Source organism: Salibacterium qingdaonense (genome assembly GCF_900114715.1).
In the GTDB taxonomy this organism is placed as follows: Bacteria; Bacillota; Bacilli; order Bacillales; family Marinococcaceae; genus Salibacterium; species Salibacterium qingdaonense.
Genome location: NZ_FOTY01000005.1, coordinates 108,550 through 126,327 on the forward strand (window position 1 = coordinate 108,550; position 17,778 = coordinate 126,327).

Here is a 17,778-nt window from a genome sequence, read left to right on the forward strand (position 1 = left end):
ATGTTTATATAAAATCAAAACAAAAAGGCTTAGGCTGCTTCTGAAATGTAGCCTAAGCCTTTTGCATAGTTTTCCAATAAAGCGTATGATGCCGTCCCTATCCCATAATCCGGCCTAATTATTAAATATAGAGGAACTTTTTAAACAACTTTATTATCCTTCAACGTCTCTTTTAAATATTTTTCACTAAACCTACTCCACCGTCACGCTCTTGGCGAGGTTTCTCGGCTTATCGACGTCGCAGTCTCTGTGCAGGGCGGCGTAGTAGGAAATGAGCTGCAGCGGCACGACGGATACGAGCGGGCTGAGCAGTTCGTTGATGTTTGGAAGCACAATCGTGTCGCCTTCTTCTTTTGTTGCTTCGGTGCTGATGATGCAGGCGTTGGCGCCGCGGGCGATCACTTCCTGGATATTGCCTCGGATATTAGCGTTCACGTGCTGCTGAGTCGTGACCCCGACAACCGGTGTGCCGTCTTCAATCAGGGCGATGGTTCCGTGTTTCAGTTCGCCGCCTGCAAAGCCCTCGGCCTGAATATAGGAGATTTCCTTCAGTTTCAGGGCTCCTTCCTGCACGACATGGTAATCCATGGCGCGCCCGATGAAAAAGCAGTTCCGGGTACCGGACATATAGTCACGAGCCACCTGCTCCATACGTTCTTTTTGATCGCACAGTGTTTCCATCGCATTCGCAATCAGACCGAGCTCGCTGATAGCGTTAAAATCTGAATGGATACCTTGGGCACGGGCGCCGTCCATCGCGAGGATGGAGAAGACCGCCATCTGGGCAGTATAAGCTTTTGTCGAAGCTACGGCAATCTCCGGCCCTGCGTACGTGTGCAGGGTGAAATCCGACTCCCGTGTGAGAGTAGAGCCCGGCACGTTTGTAATGGTCAGGGACTGGCAGCCTTTTTCTTTCACATTGACGAGAACGCCGCGGCAGTCCGCGGTTTCTCCGCTTTGTGAAATAAAGATAAAGAGCGGGTTTTCCGACAGCAGCGGTTCATTGTATAAGAACTCGCTGGCAATATGAACTTCGGTCGGTTTCTCTGCGACTTTTTCCATCAGCTCTTTTCCGGCAAGGCCGGCGTGATAGCTGGTACCAGCCGCAATCACGTAGAGACGATCCGCATCGTTAAGTGCGGCGCGGATATCCTGATCGAGTTTGATGTCGCCGTCTTCGTCCTGGTATTTCTGAATGATATTGCGGATAACAAACGGCTGTTCATCAATCTCTTTCAGCATAAAATGGCTGTACGTCCCTTTTTCCGTGTCGCTCTCGTCGATATCGGTGGTGAAGGTGCTGCGCTCTACAGCAGTACCGTCGAGCTTTTTCACCTGGATGCTGTCTTTTTTCACGATGACAATCTCCTGATCCATAATTTCCATGAATTCTTTCGTCACATGAAGCATAGCCATCGCATCAGATGCTACGACACTGGATTCTTCTCCCACTCCGACGAGAAGTGGACTTTTGTTTTTACCGACATAAATGGTTTCGTTATCTTCATTATCAATCAAGGCAATAGCATAAGAGCCGTGCAGAAGCGCGAGCGCCTGACGGAATGCTTCATCAACCGTTTCTCCTTCGCCGGTGAATGATTCGATAAGCTGCACAATGATTTCTGTGTCGGTCTCACTGGCCATCTCGACGTCACTCAGGTACTTGCGTTTGAGCTGCTGGTAGTTTTCAATAACGCCGTTATGCACAAGCGTAAAGCGGCCGCTAAGGCTCTGGTGAGGGTGGGCATTATCGCGGCTCGGGGCGCCGTGTGTCGCCCAGCGGGTGTGGCCGATACCGGTCGTCCCGCGTCCCTCATTCCCAACTGTTTCTTCCAGAGAAGCAATCCGTCCTTTTTCTTTATGAAGTTCCACGCCGTCGTCACTTGCAAGGGCAATCCCCGCGGAGTCGTAACCGCGGTATTCAAGCTTTTGCAACCCCTTCAGAAGAATATCTCTTGCCTGATTATTTCCGATATATCCTACGATTCCACACATACTGTCATGACCTCCTGATCACGGGGCCATGGTATGCACGAGGCACACCCGGCCCCGCTCTTTATAGTTTTTAGGTTAGGCCGTCATCATCCAGGCTGTTGGGCACAGAGTCGCCTCTGTGGTTTAAACCGGGATTTTCGGTTGTGACAGGCAACCGGGAGGCATCCGCCGATCCATCGATGAACCTCCTCCTCGTCAACTGTTCCTCTTCTCCGACCGGGAACAGTCCGGGCGCTTGTATTATGAAATTGTGCCGTCCTCCTCTTCTTTTCGCTTAAAATCCAGATTGAACTAAAAACGTGCTGATTCTTTGCTGAAATGCAGCGGTTCTGACTCTAAACATTTAAGAACCAGCCGGCCATTTTATCCCTTATTCCTTGATGTTTGTGCTCATTTCAAGAGAGAAAGAACATCTATTTTGGGACACGCTCTTCTTCATCAAAAAGCAGATTCTTTTTTCCAAACAGCGGATTGGATGCCTACCTCTGTATGATGGCACCACAGGAAAGAAATAAAGGGATAAATGTCCCAGCCGGCAAAAGGCATCACTTGCAGGATACCTTTACCTTTTCTACTGCATGCAAAAACATGTTTCTCTGCCAGTATATGCAGCAACAAGCGGGGAAGTGCGGGCAGATCCAGCTTTTATGTTTCTTCTTCACGCCCCATGTACTGCTTGACCACATCGGCCACCTGCTGTACATACTTGTCACACAGTTCCTTTGTCTCGGCTTCGGCCATGACGCGGACAAGTGATTCTGTTCCGGAAGGCCGTACCAGGATGCGGCCGTTTCCGTTCATTTCATTTTCCACCCGCTCTATTGCTTCGCTTACATGTGGATTGGTATGGATGTTCTCTTTGTTGACAACGGCTACGTTCACGAGCGTCTGCGGAAACTTCTCCATTTCGCCGGCCAGTTCCGAAAGCGGCTTTCCGGATGCTTTCATGATATCAACAAGCTGCAGGGCGGTCAGCATCCCATCTCCGGTCGTGACATGGTCTAAAAAGATGATATGACCGGACTGTTCACCACCGAGGCTGTAACCGCCTTCTCTCATTGCTTCCATGACATAACGGTCGCCGACAGCTGTCTTTTTCGTTTGAATACCGAGATTTTCAAGAGCCTTATACAGCCCCAGATTACTCATCACCGTCGTTACAACCGTGTTATCCGCGAGCATCAGCTCTTGTTTTAAGTACTTTGCACAGATATACATAATTTTGTCGCCATCAACGATCTGACCTTTCTCATCCACCGCAATCAAACGGTCTGCATCGCCGTCAAAAGCAAGACCGACATCCGCACCTTTTTCTTTTACAAAGGAAACAAGTGTTTCAGGGTTCGTGGAACCAACATCTACATTGATATTCAAACCGTTTGGATTGTTACCGATGGTAGATATCTCCGCGTCCAGATCTGCAAACAAATGCGGCCCCAGGGAAGAAGCCGATCCATTGGCGCAATCAAGGGCGACATGGATACCGGAAAAGTCCTCATTGACAGTCTGCTTCAGAAACTGCAGATATTTCTGGCCGCCTTCAAAATAATCATTTACTACTCCAAGATCTTCAGCAGTAGGACGGGGCAGTTCATCGTCTGCTTCCAACAAATCCTCAATATCCTGTTCCTGTGCTTCTGTAAGCTTGAACCCATCCGGGCCGAAAAACTTAATGCCGTTATCTTCCACGGGGTTGTGAGAGGCGGAAATCATAATGCCTGTATGGGCACTGACCGCTTTTGTTAAATAAGCGACACCAGGTGTGGAAATCACCCCGAGCCTCATGACTTCCACGCCGACAGAAAGAAGTCCGGCAACAAGAGCTCCTTCAAGCATCTCGCCGGAAACCCGGGTATCCCGTCCGATCAAGGCTTTTGGATGTTCTCCTTCTTTCGTTAAATAATGCCCGCCGCTGCGGCCAAGACGAAACGCAAGCTCCGGGGTGAGTTCCGTGTTTGCAATACCTCGGACACCATCCGTGCCAAATATCTTACTCATTGCATGATCTCTCCTTCATTTCCGTCTCTTCTCTTAGTTGTCTGCGTTTGTGTCCTGATTGTTCTGAGACGATTCTTCCGACCATTCCAGTGTGATCTCTTCAACTCCCGGTTCTACCTGCACGTTAGGCGGACCTGACGGCTGAACAGGGATAACAGAAGGGCTTGATCCACCTTCGCGGTTTTCCCAGTCAGCAGTGAGTGTCAGTTCGCTCTCACTCAGGCCATCCAGAACAGATGCCGCTCCGTATACGGTAACGTCGGAAGTAAGCTCGTCCGGCTGCGTTACCGTGTACGAATACGAATCCGGCATATTCTCAATTGTAATAGGTACATTTTCTATTGTACGTTCTTCTTCTTCTCCAACTTCCACTTCAACAGCAATGTTCTGCGGCTCCACCTGCTCCACGCCTTCCGGTGCCTCAAGAGGAATTTCAAGTGTTCCGCTTTCCTGAACCCGGCTTAAGTCAAGCACTGCTTCCAGCGTATTGATATCTCCAATTACATCAGGAGGTCCGAATATGGAGGCCCGCGTCGGTTCCATATTCAGGGAGACGACACTTACATTATCAGGAAGACTCCCCTCTCTGGAAAGGCTTATGGGAACTTCAGCTTCAGGCTTCTCCACCGGTACAGAGATATTGACCATCTCAGGCGCCGCTGCCACATCCAGTTCATTGCCCTGGCTGTCGTATACTGTTACCTGTGATTCTTCTTCCAGTTCTTCCGATGCTCCGGAAGCATCTACCGAAGCAGCTGCTCTGTCTATGTTTTCATGTATTTCCTGCGGGGCCTGAATATCCACTTCTCCTGGTGATACTTCTGCTTTCCCAAGAGAATATCCTTCTTCTACCTCTGCTTCGTTGTTAATATCCACTTCCACGGGGTAAGAAACTGTCTCCTGTTCCTGCAATTCTATGGGAACTACGCGCGGTGTAATAGACACTTCCAGGTCAGCAGGGAAGTTCCGCTGCTGCAGTCTTACATTATGAGTACCTTCCCCCATCTCCTCTAAATCAGCATACACTTCATAAGAGGGTCTCGACAATTGGAAAAGCATGATCGAGGTCTGGGGGCCTCTCAGCTCTACACTCACCGTTTGCGGCGCATCGGTCACTTCATACTGTTCTTCATTATAGTATACTTCCACTCCAACGTCCTGCACGGTGTAAGAGCCCTCCTCATCGTCCGGCAGTACACTGGGAGTGTTGCTGACATTATCCATGTTCACCATTGCATACAACATTACGGCCAGGAGAAGGGAAATGAACCGCACAAACCATTTGTTGTTAAACAGTCTATCCATGTTTTTTCCCTCCCCACTGCCACAAACTGGAGGTGTTCTTCACGTCCGCCATTAATTCTCTTTCGAGCATGGCACGAAGTGTTTCTTCATCAAGGTCTCTATGCAGGTCTCCATTTTTGGTTACTGAAATCCCTCCGGTTTCTTCCGAGACAGCGATAGTGAGACAATCGGTCACTTCGCTGATGCCAAGAGCTGCGCGGTGCCTTGTGCCGAGCTCTTTGGAGATAAATGGATTCTCCGACAGCGGCAGATAACAGGCTGCTGCTGATATTTCATTTCGTCTCATAATGACAGCCCCGTCATGAAGCGGGGTGTTTGGAATAAAGGTATTAATTAATAATTCCGACGTTACCGAAGCATTCATCGGGATGCCTGTTTCCACATAATCGTTCATTCCTGTTTCTTTCTCTATAGAAATCAAAGCGCCGATCCGGCGTTTTGCCATATACTTCACAGACTTCATAATCGCTTCTACGGTTTTAAGATCGTTTTCTTCCTCCGGCGTTGCCGTTCTTCCGAAAATGCGTCCACGCCCCAGTTGTTCCAGGGCCCGGCGCAGTTCAGGCTGAAAGATTATAATAATAGCCAGCAGTCCGTATGTAACAGCCTGACCCATGATCCACTGCAGGGTGCGAAGTCCGAAGAAACTGCTCAAAAACCATACTGCGAGAATGACAGTAATTCCCTTCAGCAGCTGAACAGCCCTGGTCCCGCGGATTACAGTGATTAATTTATATACTACGTAAGCCACAAGCGCAATATCCACAACCGCCCGCAGCAGACCTAAAAACTGAAAGTCTCCTCCTGTAAACATCTCGCTTCCTCCAATTAAGTCTGACCAGAAAAAGAAAACAACGCTCTCATTATATCATATTTTCTGCTTCTGTTTGATAATGAACAAAGACTTGTTGTTATTATTTTTTATTTTGTTATGGAACTTTCATTTTATAATAAAAAAGGGCATCCGGTATGTTAGTCGCCGGAATACCCGTCTCGTTTCACGTATAAGTGTGTAAAAATGTGAAAAGAAATAAATCTAGTCTTTGCTTTCCCTGCCGGCCGGGAAGACGTCTCCTGCTATTTGTTTCGTGTGGTACCATACCCATTCCAACACCTGGTCCACTTCTTCTATATCTCCTGCCACATCACCGGCTGATGCGAGATACTTTTCTCCATTGATTACGGTCAGGCTCCCCGTGATTTCTCCTTCTACTTCAACCTTCGCATTGCGAACCGTCAGGTCCCCTTCTACCGTCTCTCCTTCGGGGATAGTAACCGTTCCGGCATCTTCGTCGATGGCTACGTTCCGGCTTCCCTGAACGGAAATATCTCCTCCGGCCTGTTCGTTCCATACTGAAAAAAGACTGGAGACCATCAATATGATAAAAAGCGACGCTGCCACAAAGAACGGGTGCTGTCTTGACCATTTCTTCCATGTCACCCGTTTTTTCTGGTTTGGAAGGCTGTTCATCACGCTTTCTGTGAATCCGTCCGGGGCCGATATATGGGAGGAACTCTGCACAAGCATCACTGCTTTTTTCAATTCGCGTAAGCGGGCCGCGCAGTCTTCACACGTCTCCATATGTTCAAACAGCTCTAAACGATCTTCCTGATTAATTTCTCCATCCAGATATTTATCCAGCAGAATTTCATATCGATTTTCGCAGCTCATCGTCATTCCTCCCTCCTCACGCATTGCCCAGCCTCTTGCGCAAGGCTTCCCGGCCGCGGTGAATATGGGTTTTCACCGTGTTTTCCGGCAGATCCAGCACATCGCTGATTTCTGTGATGGACAAATCTTCTATGTAACGCAGTATAACAGCAGCCCGGTATTTTTCCGGAAGAAGGGATATTTCCTGCTGCACCCATTCCTGCAGTTCCAGCGTAACCACCTGGTCTTCCGGTAGATTCTGTGAAGCGGCTAACTGCGAGTAGCCGGTCAATCCATCCGTTCCCTGAATCTCAGCATCCAGGGAATAATCAGGTTTCTTCTTTCGGATCCGGTCGATGCACAGGTTCGTCGTGATACGAAACAGCCATGTCGAGAACTTCCGGCTTTCATCATAGCTCTCAATATTGGCATACGCCCGTAAAAACGCCTCTTGAGCCATATCCTGTGCCTCATATCCATTCCCGGTCATCCGGTAGGCGATCTGGTACACTTTATCTTTATACAGGTCTACCAGTTCAGCAAAAGCATCCTGATCTCCTTCTTTTTTAATCTCTTTTATCAGTCGTTTCACTACCGCATCCATGTTCTCGACCTCCACCCATTTTCTCAGGGTATCTTCATCTACGTATCACAGCGTTTTTCGTTTCAGACGATACGATTGTATCACGTTTTAGAAGGAAAGGTATAAAAATGACAATTTTGTGAAAAGATATGTTTCCTTGTTTTCAATACAATGGAAATGAGCGATAATATACAGGATATTCTGAATGAGGAGTGACAATCTTGTCAGAACAACTTCTTTTGCGGGAGATTGAAATAAAAAGAGAGAAATTGAACAGACAGGCCTGCAGACAGTCCCTTTTTTCGGAAGAGGTTATCCGCCTCAGCAAAGAACTCGACCACCTGCTGAATATGTATAACGGATGGTGCCGTGACAACCAGCCTGCTGCTCCCGCCAACTAATTTATCATTTACCCTTTTTTCCGCCAGGTTTCTATAAGGCGGATTTTTTGTGCTTTTAAAAGCACTCATACCTTAAAAAGCTCAGCTGAAGGAGCTGAGCTTTGGGTTTGCTTGATTAAATGGTGGAGCCTAGCGGGATCGAACCGCTGACCTCCTGCGTGCAAAGCAGGCGCTCTCCCGGCTGAGCTAAGGCCCCGTACGTATGTATAATGGAGCGGGTGATGGGAATCGAACCCACGACATCAGCTTGGAAGGCTGAGGTTTTACCACTAAACTACACCCGCATCATGGAGCGGAAGACGGGATTCGAACCCGCGACCCCCACCTTGGCAAGGTGGTGTTCTACCACTGAACTACTTCCGCGTTCCTTTGAAAATTGGTGAGCCATGGAGGATTCGAACCTCCGACCCTCTGATTAAAAGTCAGATGCTCTGCCAACTGAGCTAATGGCTCTTCTTTAATAAATGGTCTCCGTACACGACAGATCTTCACTACTGTATGTAAAAAGAACTGATTTTCATTGTACTCCATTGTAACCGAAAAAACAACGTCTTAAACAAATGGTGGAGGGGGACGGATTCGAACCGCCGAACCCGAAGGAGCGGATTTACAGTCCGCCGCGTTTGGCCAACTTCGCTACCCCTCCATCTTCAAAAGACACTTACCCATTATACCAAAAAAGCGCATAATGTCAATGAAAAAAGGAGAATGGTGACCCGTACGGGATTCGAACCCGTGTTACCGCCGTGAAAGGGCGGTGTCTTAACCACTTGACCAACGGGCCATTTCTCCAGCAGAATCAAAACCTTGTCTGCTGACACAAGACATTGTATCTTAAGTACTTAGGTTATTGCAATACTTTTTTTAAATCAGGAGGAACTTTTTGTTCCGCTCTTGGTTCCTTTTCCTCCGCCTGCCTTCTGCATGGAAAACAAATTGGAATCGATGGAAAAAACGAGTTTATCCCGTTCTCTCTTACGTTTCAACGCGAGCTGAATAAGCTGATCCGTTAATGTCGTATAATCTTTGCCGGCCGGCTCCCACAGATAATACGAGAGAGAGCCTGGTATCGTGTTGATTTCATTTACATATACCCGGTCCTTGTTCTGATCGATAAGAAAATCAATACGGGACACGCCGCTGCACCCGAGAATCTGAAAGGTGTCCTTGGCAAGTTCCTGGATTTCCTTTGCCCTGCTTTCCTCAAGCTCCGCAGGAATGATACGGTCTGTACTTTCCATTCCTTTAGCACCGTCGCCGTCTTTGCCGCTGCCGCCTTGATATTTATCTTCATAACTCAAGATATCTTCAGATTTCAGCACTTCTTCGATAACAGACGCTTCCACCTCTTCATAATCTCCAAGAACCGAACAGTTCACTTCTTTCATGTCTTCAACCATTGTTTCAACGAGGAGTTTGGAGGAAAACTCCATAGCTTCTTCCACCGCTTCCTCGAGTTCCCGCTCATTTTCCGCCTTATTGATACCGACACTGGAGCCAAGATTGGCCGGCTTCACAATGACCGGAAAACCAAGTTTTTCATGTATCATTTTGGTCATTTCCCGGCTGTTTTCGATCCAGTGGCTGCTGTAAAACCAGACATAATCGAGAACCGGAACACCAGAATCCCGCAGAATCTGTTTCATTACCACTTTATCCATGCCGCCTGCTGAAGACAGCACATCGCATCCTACGTAAGGAAGATGAAGCAGTTCAAAGTATCCCTGCATTACTCCATCTTCTCCGAATGTACCGTGGAAAATAGGGAAAGCAAGGTCTATTTCTGTAATGGTTTTCTTTCCAAAACGAGGAATCGGGTCTTTCTGAAGCAGAACGCTTTCATCTTCTGAAGTCGTGAGTGTGACTTTCTGTGCATTCTCCAGCAGATTGTCCATGTCTTTGTAGTTTTCTATATCCAGCAGCTGTTCACCGGTGTAAAAGGAGCGGTCTTTGCTGATATACACAGGGACCGCTTCGTATTTCGAGTCGTCCATCGCCTGCACAGCCTGCAGAGCGGTAATAACGGATACTTCATGTTCCACCGACACACCGCCGAAAAATACCCCTACCCTTGTTTTCATGTACAGCTCTCCTTCGTTTGATTACTCGTTAAATGTATCCGGGAGATCATTTTCCAGCAGAACTACTGACTTCTGAACCGCCTGCTCGTTCATTTTCTGAAGGGCGTCCTGCAGGTTCTCCGCTACATAATATTGATTTTTGGGATATCCTTTGTCTGCCAGTCCCTGCTGCATCGGTTCCGTTTGTTTCTTCCCGACTAATATGACAAAGTCACAGACATCTGCAGCATATTCGGCAAACCTCTTGTTCAGTTCATACTCTTTTTCTCCCAGCTCTATCATTCCGGGTGTGACAAGCATCTTGTATTCCGGCATCTGTCCCAGCACTTCAAGCGCCATTCTCGATCCGACCGGATTCGAGTTGAAACTGTCGTCTACAATAGTAATATTGCCGGATGATTTTTTCAGTTCCAGACGGTGTTCCACCGGCGCGACCTGCTTTACAGAACGGGCAATCTTTTCAAAAGAAATGCCTTTTTCCGATGCCATCGCTATCGCGGCAAGAATATTGTAGATGTTATGACGACCGAGCAGTTTCGTCTGAATCTTTACCGACGTTCCATCGTATTTATAAACGGTGAACTCCGACCCTTTGGAAGAATAGGAAATATCAGCAGCCCGGTAATGAAGATCCACTGAATCAATCCCGTAATACATCGTCCGGCACTGATTACGCTGCTGGTAAGACATGATATTCTGATCATCTTTATTCAGAAAAGCCGTCCCCTCATGCGGGAGTGTCTCAATTAATTCAAATTTTGTCTTCTTGATATTATCAAGTGTCTTGAATGTCTCCAGATGCTGCTCCCCGATAGCGGTCAGTATTCCGTATTTCTGATGAACGAGTTCACTTATGTCCTGAATATCATATTCCTGTTTTGCTCCCATTTCCGCAATAAAAATATTGTGATAGGGTTTCAGCATCGTCCGGATGGTCTTGGTTACTCCCATTTTTGTGTTATAGCTCTCGGGAGTCATCAATACATTAAACTCAGACGACAGGACGGTTTCGAGAATGTGTTTCGTACTTGTCTTTCCGTAACTGCCCGTCACACCAATTACTTCAAGGTTGTTCATCTGTTTAATTATCTTCTCCGCATCATGGTAGTAGTACTGGCTGATCTGTTTTTCCACCGGCCAGTTGATAACATTGGCAGCAAGGGTATAAAAATACGTGAGAACGGAGGAACCTGCCATAAGCAGCAGAAACCATCCAATACTGCTTTCAAGCCCTGTGCCGAAAATAATGCCCAGCAGAGCAGTCACCGCAAATAATACCCCGGTTGTAACAAGAAGCCTCTTCACTCTGGAAGTAAAGACCAGCTTCTTCTTTTCTTGTTCTTCCGCCGTGAAATAGGCCAAAAGCGCAAAAATAAGCGTTCCCGCGGTTAACGCTGCCGTTTCGTTTCCAAAAATCAATGGAAGAAAGGAAAGAAACGGAAGAAAGCTCTGTGCCGGAAAAGCTTTGGACGTGTGTGAAACCACCCAGTTCCAGTATCGTTCTGTCCGATAGGCATTTAACTGCAGCATATGAGTGCTGGTTTTCACGATTCGGGCCGTGTGCCAGCCCCAGGCTGCCAGGAATAATAGTATAAGTATGCCTGTCATTACTTCCTCTCCCCTTTATCTTTTTGAAGGAAAGAATCGATTACCAACAAAAACTGCTGCCGCTTATCAAGATACGAATAATGACCCGCATTTTCCAGAACGACAAGACCCGCATCCGGAATCATGTCTTCCATCAAACGGGCATCTGCGACGGGCGTTGCCTCATCATGCTCCCCCCATACAAGCAGTGTCGGCACCTGTATGTCGGGAAGATGATGGCGGAGGTCCTCATTCACGACTTTAACAAACGTCTGCTGCATCGTTCCGGAAACATTTTTATAATCTGTGGAACCGAGCTTTCCTTTTACTTTTGTAAGAATCGTTTCTTTATACCGGTTCAATACCGGCAGGTTCAATATATTTTTAAATGCTTTATACGTGTAGACTTTAACATAATACTGCCATTTGCGTTTCGGCTTGATTCCGGCACTGTCTACAAGAATCACTTTATGTACCGGACTGCCGGCAGCGTATTTGATCGATACCCTGCCACCGAAGGAATGACCCACGAGAATCGGCTGGTCGATATGCATCGTTTCAAGAAAGGTCCCGAGCATTTTGGTATAGGCTGCAACGTCCCAGGGTTCCGGCGGTTCTTCACTTTCTCCAAAACCAGGGAAATCAAGGGACCATACTCTGAAATGTTTCTCCAGGGATTGATGAACCGGAGCAAAAGCTTTCCGCTCCGCCCCCCACCCGTGAAGAAGCACCACATCCGCTCCTTCTCCGGAGACGTGGTAGCCCACCTTCACTCCGTCTATATCTATGTTCACAGCTATAACGCCCCTATTCTTCGCTGACTTATATCTATATTGTATATATAATCACCTGCTACGCTGTTTATGTTCTTTTCCATAAAACACATAGCCGCCACTATATCTTATCATATCTAAAACAAAACGAGAATCGTATCTTTCATTCGGTTTGTCACTTGCAGCCCTTTCTCTCCAAGCAAACTTGTAATGTTATCTACAGAATAAAAATCTTCATATTATTTTTGCACAGAGCAGGATATAACTAAGCAGAAAGAGGAGGGTTTGGTATGTTTCTGGAATATGACGCGGCTGTATTCAGCCGGATGCTGACCGGCCTGACACTCGGATTTCATATCATCTTCGCTACGATTGGTGTCGGCGTGCCGTTGATGATTGCCTTTGCCGAGTGGATGGGGCTGCGCAAACATGATGAACATTACCGGCTTCTCGCCCGGAGGTGGGCCCGCGGGTTTGTTGTCACGGTGGCGGTGGGTGTGGTGACCGGCACTTCCATCGGGTTGCAGCTGAACCTGCTCTGGCCGAATTTTATGCAGCTCGCCGGACAGACGATTTCCCTCCCCCTTTTCATGGAAGTATTTGCTTTCTTTTTCGAGGCAATTTTTCTTGGTATATATCTTTACACGTGGGACCGGTTTAAAAACAGAACCCGCCATTTCCTTCTCATGATACCGATTGTCATCGGGGCTTCGTTTTCCGCTTTCTTTATCACCTCGGTCAACTCTTTCATGAATGCGCCTCGGGGTTTCGAGCTGACAAACGGTGTGATCACCAATATACACCCACTTGCTGCGATGTTCAATCCGGCGGCTCCGACCAAAACCGCCCACGTGCTTGTCACCTGCTACCTCACGTCCGCTTTTGTGCTCGGCATGATCGGCGCCGTCAAAATGCTGAAAGGCGACCGGCATGTGTATCACAAAAAAGCATTGCAGCTGACGATGACAGCCGCGTTTGTTTTCTCTATCGGTACGGTAGGTATCGGTGATCTGTCGGGAAAATACCTGGCCGAGTACCAACCTGAAAAACTGGCTGCCGCGGAATGGCATTTTAAAACGCAGACAGAAGCTCCACTTGTCGTAGGAGGAGTGCTGAAGGAAGGTAATAACGTTCAGTATGCGCTTGAAGTTCCCTATGCTCTCAGCATTCTGGCGCACGGCACGCCGTCGGCGGAAGTGACTGGTCTGGAGGAATTTGCACAGGAAGACCGGCCGCCGCTCATTGTGCATTACTTTTTTGACAGCATGGTAGCAATCGGGATGTATCTTGTTTTTATCCCCCTGCTCTACCTGGTATTCAGGTGGAAAAAACCGGGCTGGCTGCATCATAAGGTTCTGCTTTGGGGTATTGCCGCCGGCGGACCGTTGTCCATTCTTGCGACAGAATTGGGATGGGTGTATGCGGAAGTAGGCCGCCAGCCGTGGATTCTGCATGACATCATGCGGACACCGGAAGGCGCGACGACTTCCGAACATGTCGATGCCATGCTGTATCTGTTTATCGGACTTTACGCTGTCCTCGGGATTTCAAGCGCCGTCGTTCTGCGAAAAATGTTCAAGAACAATCCCGTTGCTCATGAACTCGAGAGCCGCGGCATTGACAGACGGGGAGGGTCGTCATGACTTACGAAATACTCGGCATCACCGTATTGTGGCTGTTCCTTTACGGTTACCTGATTGTCGGCTCTATCGATTTCGGAGCCGGATTCTTTCACTTTTACAACAAACTCTCCCGCAAGAATTACCAGGTGAACAAACTGATCCAGCGCTATCTGTCCCCTGTGTGGGAAGTGACGAATGTGTTCCTTGTTTTTTTCTTTGTCGGGATTGTCGGTTTCTTCCCCGACACCGCGTATTATTACGGAACGGCGCTTCTTGTTCCGGGAAGCATCTCTATTGTCCTGATCGCCATACGCGGCTCCTACTATGCTTTCAACACGTATGGCTCCAAAGACAGCCGGGTATACTCATTTCTCTACGGGATAAGCGGACTGTTGATCCCTGCTTCATTCACGATCGTGCTTACGATTTCAGAAGGAGGTTATCTGGATGTGTCGGAAGGCAGTGTAACACTGCTGCTCCGCGAATTGCTGACTAGTACGTATTCCTGGAGCGTGGTAGTGCTGGCCGTGGTGAGTGTTCTTTATATTTCGGCCGCGTTTTTGACGTACTACTCGTATCAGGCGGGGGATAGAGCGTCCCACCAGGTATTCCGCCGCTATACATTGTTATGGGCGGGGCCGGCCATTCTTGCCAGTCTGCTGATCTTCTATACGATCAGCCGGCACAATCCTGAACATTTCCAAAACATGCTGGATATAAGCTGGATGTTCATGTTGTCCTTCCTGTTTTTCCTGGGGGCTGTCATGCTGATTTACCGTGAACGCCGTCTCGGACTGGCCTTCGTACTGGTGATGCTCCAATTTTTCAGTGCGTGGTTCGGCTACGGAGCCTCCCACCTCCCGTACTTGTTATATCCGCACCTCACGATCTACGACGGGTTCGTGAACGAAACGATGGCAGCGGCACTGATTGCCGCTTTTATTGCAGGACTGCTGCTGTTGATCCCGTCCCTCGTTCTGTTAATGAGGCTGTTTTTGTTTGATGCTGATTATGTCCGCGGGAATCGTTAAGGAAAGGAGCGGTGTGCTATGGAGTTTTTCCTGCTTATGATCGCCCCCCATCTTGTTCTCGCTGCTTGTGTGCTGGCCGTTTTTTTATGGGGCGGACGGCGGAGCGATTATTTTCACAATGACTGAGGAGGAAGTGGACCTTGTTGGGGTTGGTGACGTTTGAGCGGTCCCACCCGGAGCCATCGTAGTTATAAACGGTTCATGGTTACGTTTACGAACATCGGACCCGCACAAACGTAACTATGGTTCATTCATGATTACGTTTGTGAAACTTCGAAACAGCAAAAGCGCGTCATAAATGGTTCTATGTAACGTTTTCCGCCATTTCCCGGTCCAAAACGTAAGGATGACCGGGCGCCGGGCCTCAAGAGCACCGACATACCGATACACGTATCAATAAACAAGAAAAGCGAGTCTGGGACAAAAGTAAAATAGGTGGAGGACAACACGAATGTCTTGCATCGTTGCTCAATAGTTTAGTGGCAGCGGAGCCAAAATGCTTCGACTCCTGCGGGAACAGCACGAGTCTCGGGGACCCCGCAGGAAGCGGTTTTCTTCCGAGGAGGCTTGAGCCGTGCCCGCGGCAAAGAAGACACGGTGAGCCCCAGCGAACCGATGTCGCCCTTGTGCTCTGGAGTAAAAGCGAAGCATTTTGGCGCAGCGGTTTGTCTCAGCAACGAAAAATGCCGAACGATTTTAAAAAATCGTTCGGCATTTTCTATCTTATACAGGTTTTGTCCCAGACTCTTTTTTTATTCGGCAGTACCGTAATATTCTTCGAGCGTCTGATTTGTATCATGAAGGGCGGCTGCAAGCTCTTTTCCAACGTAGCGGAGGTGCCATGGTTCGTACTGATAACCAGTAATATCCGTTTTATCCTCCGGATAACGTATAACAAAGCCGTATTCATGCGCGTTTTCCTTCAGCCACATGCCTTCCGGAGTCTCTCCGAATGCATTGGTCAAAGTAAAATCCGCTGACTGAGAGCTGACATCCATTGCCAGACCGCTCTGATGCTCACTTTCTCCTGCCTGAGCGCTGTATTGATTGGCAGCTTCTACTCCGTCTTCTTCTGCATTAGCGGCAAAAATAGACTCCTGGCGGTCATAGGAGCGGTATCCTGATACAGCAAATAGATATAGTCCTTCCTCTTCTGCCCCGCTGAACAGCGATTCCAGTGCTTTGGCTGCCGGTTCACGCACCTGTTTTTTCGGCACGTCTTCTTCATACGGGAAGCGCACATCCGGAACCGTCAGATCTTCCGGCACATAATCCGAAGGTAGATGGTATTCCCGATTCACAAGGGCATTCAGCGCCTCAGGATTCTGCAGCACCCCGTCTTCATTCACAGACGGAAGGGTCGTTGTCTGCTCCTGTTCTCCAGCCTTTGGTTCAGTCGTTTCCGCCTGTTCTTCCTCTCCCTCAAAAACAGGCTCGGATTCTTTTTCTGCTTCATTCTCCTGTTCGGCCTGTTCTTCCTGCTGGGATGCATCCCCGCTGTTGTTCTGCTCTTCTCCTTCCGACTGTCCGGAAGCCGAACACCCTCCGAGAGCAAGCAGCACCGCAGCTCCGAAACTGATGATCGTTTTATTCATGAGGAATCCTATCCTTTATGTTGAAATTCTTTCTCATCATACCATGATGGAACAGTATCAGAAATGGATGTTCTGGATTTTTGAATCATTCCATAAGCAACACCCATAGCGCTCAAGCCTCCTGCCAGTTTCCCTACAAGAAGCGGTATAATCATCGCCTCATCCACAGCAGCAGTGTAACCGAGGTGACCACCGAGAAGGAATGCTCCGCTCACCGCAAAAGCATAATTCATCAATTTTCCATCCTCGTCCATATCCCTGCTGAGCGTAAACATTGGAATGATATGCGCCAACGAAGCACACCAGCCGGACCAGGCCACGGGGCTCATAATAAATTGTTTCCGCCGGCCGTTCCCGGAAATCAACTTCTGGAAAAAATGAACCAGCGGAAAGGCTCCTGCCAGCGTAAACGCAAGCGTCCCAACGGTCAGTATGCCTTCCCGGGACGGGGCCATACCATCAATAATAGTCCAGCCGGTCAGCGACTGCAGCACAACGACCACCGTAGCCAATGTTGTTACCACTGTCACCAGCCTGCCGAACATCCGGAACCCCTTCACCATAGTTTCCATTTTCCACCATATCCCAAACAGAATCAAACCGGATACAAGAAAAATGGGCACCAGATTTAACACCATCTGCTGCATGGAAAATCCTGCAGCTGCTCCTCCTGCCAGCATGCCGACGGGGATAGTCGTAATACCAGCCAGTATTCCTTTTGCAAACAAGGCGTGATCTTCTTTTTTCAGGATACTTAAGGCGACAGGCACCGTAAAGGTCAGCGTTGCTCCCAGCATACTGCCAAGAAGAATACCGGCAAACCGGGCGGATTCTTCCGTTCCCGCCAGTTCCCCGGCCAAGGCCCATCCGCCCATATCCAGTGCCAGAATCGTGGTGGCAAACATCGCCGGGTCCGCTCCCAGCCATTGATATACCGGTGCGACCACAGGGCGGAGAACGTCAGCCAATACAGGGGCAAGCGAAATCATTCCCACAATCACCACAGCAACAGGCCCCATCGCAGCAAAACCCCGGTCAAAAGCTTCCCCGTAACCAAACCGGCTGCCAAAGGCTTTGTCCAGCCCCCCAATTATCACAAAAACCGCCAGGGTCCAAATCACAATATCCTGGATTACTCCCATCGTATGTCCTACTC

General features: G+C 48.5%; 15 protein-coding genes and 6 tRNA genes. 4 read left to right on the plus strand and 17 right to left on the minus strand.

Features of this window, described 5'->3' with window-relative positions; translation table 11 throughout:
- Positions 1-192: 192 nt before the first annotated feature.
- The 6 genes from glmS to sigW all read right to left on the minus strand — a co-directional run bounded on the left by glmS (position 193) and on the right by sigW (position 7,553).
- Positions 193-1,995: a glutamine--fructose-6-phosphate transaminase (isomerizing) gene (gene glmS, locus BM058_RS06395; RefSeq protein ID WP_090926208.1), complete on the minus strand. Its 1,803-nt coding sequence runs from the start codon at positions 1,993-1,995 to the stop codon at positions 193-195.
- 645 nt (positions 1,996-2,640) lie between these two features.
- Entirely contained in the window at positions 2,641-3,993 is a 1,353-nt protein-coding gene (glmM, locus tag BM058_RS06400) for a phosphoglucosamine mutase (RefSeq protein ID WP_090926209.1), read from the minus strand.
- 33 nt (positions 3,994-4,026) lie between these two features.
- Complete coding sequence (locus BM058_RS06405; RefSeq protein WP_090926210.1) at positions 4,027-5,298, minus strand: CdaR family protein; 1,272 nt, start codon at positions 5,296-5,298, stop codon at positions 4,027-4,029.
- On the minus strand, positions 5,291-6,112 hold the full coding sequence (gene cdaA / locus BM058_RS06410) for a diadenylate cyclase CdaA (protein WP_090926211.1): 822 nt from the start codon (positions 6,110-6,112) through the stop codon (positions 5,291-5,293). The genes BM058_RS06405 and cdaA overlap by 8 nt, the downstream gene beginning before the upstream one ends.
- A 222-nt stretch (positions 6,113-6,334) precedes the next feature.
- Entirely contained in the window at positions 6,335-6,970 is a 636-nt protein-coding gene (locus BM058_RS06415) for an anti-sigma factor family protein (protein ID WP_090926266.1), read from the minus strand.
- A gap of 16 nt (positions 6,971-6,986) precedes the next feature.
- Positions 6,987-7,553, minus strand: a complete 567-nt coding sequence (gene sigW, locus BM058_RS06420; protein ID WP_090926212.1) for an RNA polymerase sigma factor SigW — start codon at positions 7,551-7,553, stop codon at positions 6,987-6,989.
- Positions 7,554-7,753: 200 nt separating this feature from the next.
- Here sigW and BM058_RS06425 point away from each other — a divergent pair, with 200 nt between their 5' ends.
- The gene (locus tag BM058_RS06425; protein ID WP_143082984.1) at positions 7,754-7,933 is read left to right on the plus strand and encodes an aspartyl-phosphate phosphatase Spo0E family protein; all 180 of its coding nucleotides are present in this window, start codon (positions 7,754-7,756) and stop codon (positions 7,931-7,933) included.
- Between the two features lie 120 nt (positions 7,934-8,053).
- On the opposite strand, the gene BM058_RS06430 is transcribed toward BM058_RS06425, so the two are convergent.
- The 9 genes from BM058_RS06430 to BM058_RS06470 form a co-directional block, all read right to left on the minus strand.
- Positions 8,054-8,129, minus strand: a tRNA-Ala gene (locus BM058_RS06430).
- Positions 8,130-8,143: 14 nt separating this feature from the next.
- Positions 8,144-8,217, minus strand: a tRNA-Gly gene (locus BM058_RS06435).
- 4 nt (positions 8,218-8,221) lie between these two features.
- Positions 8,222-8,296: transfer RNA gene (locus BM058_RS06440), tRNA-Gly, on the minus strand.
- Between the two features lie 14 nt (positions 8,297-8,310).
- Positions 8,311-8,386, minus strand: a tRNA-Lys gene (locus tag BM058_RS06445).
- A gap of 108 nt (positions 8,387-8,494) precedes the next feature.
- A tRNA-Tyr gene (locus BM058_RS06450) sits at positions 8,495-8,579 on the minus strand.
- Between the two features lie 63 nt (positions 8,580-8,642).
- A tRNA-Glu gene (locus BM058_RS06455) sits at positions 8,643-8,717 on the minus strand.
- Between the two features lie 85 nt (positions 8,718-8,802).
- Positions 8,803-10,014: a D-alanine--D-alanine ligase family protein gene (locus BM058_RS06460; RefSeq protein WP_090926214.1), complete on the minus strand. Its 1,212-nt coding sequence runs from the start codon at positions 10,012-10,014 to the stop codon at positions 8,803-8,805.
- A gap of 21 nt (positions 10,015-10,035) precedes the next feature.
- Positions 10,036-11,622: a Mur ligase family protein gene (locus BM058_RS06465; protein WP_090926215.1), complete on the minus strand. Its 1,587-nt coding sequence runs from the start codon at positions 11,620-11,622 to the stop codon at positions 10,036-10,038.
- Positions 11,622-12,395 (minus strand): alpha/beta fold hydrolase, encoded by a 774-nt coding sequence (locus BM058_RS06470; RefSeq protein WP_090926216.1) that lies wholly within the window; start codon positions 12,393-12,395, stop codon positions 11,622-11,624. Before BM058_RS06470 ends, BM058_RS06465 begins: the two co-directional genes overlap by 1 nt.
- 269 nt (positions 12,396-12,664) lie before the next feature.
- Here BM058_RS06470 and BM058_RS06475 point away from each other — a divergent pair, with 269 nt between their 5' ends.
- Genes BM058_RS06475 through cydS form a run of 3 tightly spaced genes read left to right on the plus strand, consistent with a single transcriptional unit; the run spans position 12,665 to position 15,153 of the window.
- A complete protein-coding gene (locus tag BM058_RS06475; protein WP_090926217.1) occupies positions 12,665-14,017 on the plus strand; it encodes a cytochrome ubiquinol oxidase subunit I in 1,353 nt (450 codons plus the stop codon).
- Positions 14,014-15,027, plus strand: a complete 1,014-nt coding sequence (locus BM058_RS06480) for a cytochrome d ubiquinol oxidase subunit II (RefSeq protein ID WP_090926218.1) — start codon at positions 14,014-14,016, stop codon at positions 15,025-15,027. Before BM058_RS06475 ends, BM058_RS06480 begins: the two co-directional genes overlap by 4 nt.
- Before the next feature lie 18 nt (positions 15,028-15,045).
- On the plus strand, positions 15,046-15,153 hold the full coding sequence (gene cydS / locus BM058_RS18840) for a cytochrome bd oxidase small subunit CydS (protein ID WP_407690163.1): 108 nt from the start codon (positions 15,046-15,048) through the stop codon (positions 15,151-15,153).
- Between the two features lie 626 nt (positions 15,154-15,779).
- On the opposite strand, the gene BM058_RS06485 is transcribed toward cydS, so the two are convergent.
- Together BM058_RS06485 and BM058_RS06490 are read right to left on the minus strand one after the other, a co-directional pair.
- The gene (locus tag BM058_RS06485; protein ID WP_090926219.1) at positions 15,780-16,622 is read right to left on the minus strand and encodes a M15 family metallopeptidase; all 843 of its coding nucleotides are present in this window, start codon (positions 16,620-16,622) and stop codon (positions 15,780-15,782) included.
- 8 nt (positions 16,623-16,630) lie between these two features.
- Complete coding sequence (locus tag BM058_RS06490; protein WP_090926220.1) at positions 16,631-17,764, minus strand: ethanolamine utilization protein EutH; 1,134 nt, start codon at positions 17,762-17,764, stop codon at positions 16,631-16,633.
- Positions 17,765-17,778: the final 14 nt, after the last annotated feature.

Excerpts from the sequence above, each read along its gene's own strand:
- BM058_RS06415 (WP_090926266.1), bottom strand. The coding sequence starts at position 6,970 with ATGAGCTGCGAAAATCGATATGAAATTCTGCTGGATAAATATCTGGAT.
- BM058_RS06480 (WP_090926218.1), top strand. The coding sequence starts at position 14,014 with ATGACTTACGAAATACTCGGCATCACCGTATTGTGGCTGTTCCTTTAC.
- glmS (WP_090926208.1), bottom strand. The coding sequence starts at position 1,995 with ATGTGTGGAATCGTAGGATATATCGGAAATAATCAGGCAAGAGATATT.
- glmM (WP_090926209.1), bottom strand. The coding sequence starts at position 3,993 with ATGAGTAAGATATTTGGCACGGATGGTGTCCGAGGTATTGCAAACACG.
- BM058_RS06465 (WP_090926215.1), bottom strand. The coding sequence starts at position 11,622 with ATGACAGGCATACTTATACTATTATTCCTGGCAGCCTGGGGCTGGCAC.
- BM058_RS06475 (WP_090926217.1), top strand. The coding sequence starts at position 12,665 with ATGTTTCTGGAATATGACGCGGCTGTATTCAGCCGGATGCTGACCGGC.
- cydS (WP_407690163.1), top strand. The coding sequence starts at position 15,046 with ATGGAGTTTTTCCTGCTTATGATCGCCCCCCATCTTGTTCTCGCTGCT.
- BM058_RS06490 (WP_090926220.1), bottom strand. The coding sequence starts at position 17,764 with ATGGGAGTAATCCAGGATATTGTGATTTGGACCCTGGCGGTTTTTGTG.
- BM058_RS06485 (WP_090926219.1), bottom strand. The coding sequence starts at position 16,622 with ATGAATAAAACGATCATCAGTTTCGGAGCTGCGGTGCTGCTTGCTCTC.
- BM058_RS06405 (WP_090926210.1), bottom strand. The coding sequence starts at position 5,298 with ATGGATAGACTGTTTAACAACAAATGGTTTGTGCGGTTCATTTCCCTT.
- cdaA (WP_090926211.1), bottom strand. The coding sequence starts at position 6,112 with ATGTTTACAGGAGGAGACTTTCAGTTTTTAGGTCTGCTGCGGGCGGTT.
- sigW (WP_090926212.1), bottom strand. The coding sequence starts at position 7,553 with ATGGATGCGGTAGTGAAACGACTGATAAAAGAGATTAAAAAAGAAGGA.
- BM058_RS06460 (WP_090926214.1), bottom strand. The coding sequence starts at position 10,014 with ATGAAAACAAGGGTAGGGGTATTTTTCGGCGGTGTGTCGGTGGAACAT.